Source organism: Chryseobacterium sp. CG10_8 (assembly GCF_058117085.1).
This window is the reverse complement of record NZ_JBYVEB010000197.1, coordinates 1-2,395: the sequence shown is the minus strand read 5'-3', so window position 1 is coordinate 2,395 and position 2,395 is coordinate 1. Positions and strand designations below refer to the sequence as shown.

The following is a 2,395-nucleotide window of genomic DNA, read 5'->3' as shown; positions in this document are numbered from 1 at the left end:
TTAAATATTACAATGGCATCAAAGTTTATCAGGATAAAAAAATTGGATACTACGATTTAGAAGGAAAAGTAATTTTAGATTCAAAATACAAAGACATCCAATGTGAAGAATATATAAATAAGAATAAAGATGAGGATGGTTATTTTTATTTTTTAAAAGTATTTGGGAATCAAGAATTTTCTGATGGAATATACGATATCAGACAAGGGAAATTTGTAGTTGACCAGTCTTATAAAATAGAGGATATCAATTCGGAATTTAGGAAAAAATTGAATTCAGAATTGAAAAATAAATTTTATGATTTCAAGCTAATAAATAAGAAAAATGAAATATTTGCTTTAGATGAACAATTTAATTTAGTTAACATTACTCCGATAAAATTTGATTCCAAAATTCGTAAAGACATAAATGAGATTTACAGTGGTCCGTTTGAATCGTATGATATTTCGTATGCTAAACTTCAATCTTCAGCAAACAAGTACAATACAAAATCGCAAAGTTATAAATCTAAAAAAGGTATTTCTTACGTTTTTACAGATATTGAAATTGGAAAATATACAATAATAAAAAGCGTAAAAGATGAAAAATTTGGATTAATTCTAACTAATTCAAAAGATTTTAAAAATGTAATATTAGAACCTATTTTTGATGATATAAAATCAAAAGTAAAGGATTATTATGAGAGAGATGAGCATATAAAAGATTTTTTTGTGCTAAAAAAGAGAGAAAAGGAAGGACTATTTTACGATGGTCAAATTCTCTTCGATGTTAAGTACAAAGAAGTAAATGTAGGAGAGGATATTATTATTTGTGTAAATAGTGATGAGCAAAAAGAAATTGCTTTCTTTAATAAAGATAAATCGATCGTAAAAATTCCACCCAAAAGAATATATAAAATTCAATATGCTATTGAAGGTTATGGTAATCTTAATTTTTACAAAATTTTTATAAATAACAATCTTTATTACTATATCAACAGCCTTGGTGTTGAATTTTATGAGCCATGATTTTTTAACAAAATGAGATAAAGCTTTTATAAACTTAAAAAAAAACAATTTGGTCACAGTGGAGAAAATTGATGAGGTTTTGTTGATACAATTGGTGTAATCTTCAATTAAAATAAATATTAAATCCTGAAATTAATTTTTCAGGATTTTTATGTTTTTATGACTAATTTCAAACCAAAGTTTGAAATTGCTTTCCCATAAATTCGTATTTTTCACAATTAAAAAAACACGTAAAATGAAAAAGATCTTTTTTTTAGCACTTTTCTGTGCTCAGTTTTTCTTTGATGCTCAGATTAACTTAACTGCTGATACTTCTTTTGGGAATAATGGAGTTGTTGACTTAGGAAATTCAAAATTTTTCTCACATCATTTTGTTAATGATAAAATTTTAGTTCATTATCTAACTACATCCCCGAATCCTGACGGGTCTTTCAACTCAGTTCTAACAATGCTCAACAGTAATGGAAGTATAGATACTTCGTTTGGAAATGGAGGAAGTTTTTTGGTGCCAATTGACATGGTGAATGGAGGTTTCGACGATACTGTATTCCATGTCGGACAAAATTCTCTTTTCTTTTTAGGGGGTAGTAAGTATTTTTTTAATGGAAATTTGGATAGTAGTTATGCAAGTGCAGGTGTCTTACCTAGGCTGGTTGATGAGAAATATCGAATCATGTTATCAAATGGTAATTTACTTATCCGAACTTTAAATCAATTTTTGCAATATCTTCCTTCGGGGACAATTGATAATAGTTTTGGGTCGAATGGCATTGTCACAGCATATCCTTATGCAAATATTGGTTGAGAGTCGTATAGTCCTTCACTTATACCTGTTAAAAATTCGTTTTACTTTGATACACAAACGGTATTAGAGGAAGATTCCGATTATACGGGTAATTCTCCTTTTAGAAAAGTTAATTTTTCAACAGGTTCTTATGATACAACTTTTGGAGTCAATGGTCTAGCACAATATTGTCTTAGCGGACATTGTGGATTGCAAAAACCTCAAATTTTAAGTGATAAATCCTTGATTTATTATATGACGTCATCAATCAGTAAAACGTCAGGCAATGGTCAGGTAGATTCTAACTTTGGACTTAACGGTAAAATTGACATGATTAACAGTTTCAGTGGTGTTGATTATAATTATGCATATGACTTCACGGTATATAATGGGACTAATTTTATTATTCCCATTATACATCGATTTGGTCCAAGTTTAACTGCAGGGGGGGATTTGTTTTTGGTTAATTATAATGGAAATGGTATCAGCACAATCAATTCATTGAGTCTTTTTGATGTTGGGGCAATATCAATGGTTTATCCCGAAATGAGAGTTCAGGTTGATGTTCAAGGTAATTATTTATATGTATTTTTAGGAACTACCA

The 2,395-nt window shown here is 28.8% G+C and carries 3 protein-coding genes; all 3 read left to right on the top strand.

Annotation, left to right across the window (positions count from 1 at the left end):
- Window positions 1-1,007, top strand: a 1,007-nt coding sequence (locus AC4AGG_RS16060) for a hypothetical protein (RefSeq protein ID WP_489773033.1), incomplete at its 5' end; no start/stop codon positions are given.
- Window positions 1,008-1,242: 235 nt separating this feature from the next.
- On the top strand, window positions 1,243-1,812 hold the full coding sequence (locus AC4AGG_RS16055) for a hypothetical protein (protein ID WP_489773032.1): 570 nt from the start codon (window positions 1,243-1,245) through the stop codon (window positions 1,810-1,812).
- Between the two features lie 234 nt (window positions 1,813-2,046).
- Window positions 2,047-2,395, top strand: a 349-nt coding sequence (locus AC4AGG_RS16050) for a hypothetical protein (protein ID WP_489773031.1), incomplete at its 3' end; no start/stop codon positions are given.

What these genes read in the sequence shown, in the direction of transcription:
- AC4AGG_RS16055 (WP_489773032.1), top strand. Translation starts at nt 1,243, where the DNA reads ATGAAAAAGATCTTTTTTTTAGCACTTTTCTGTGCTCAGTTTTTCTTT.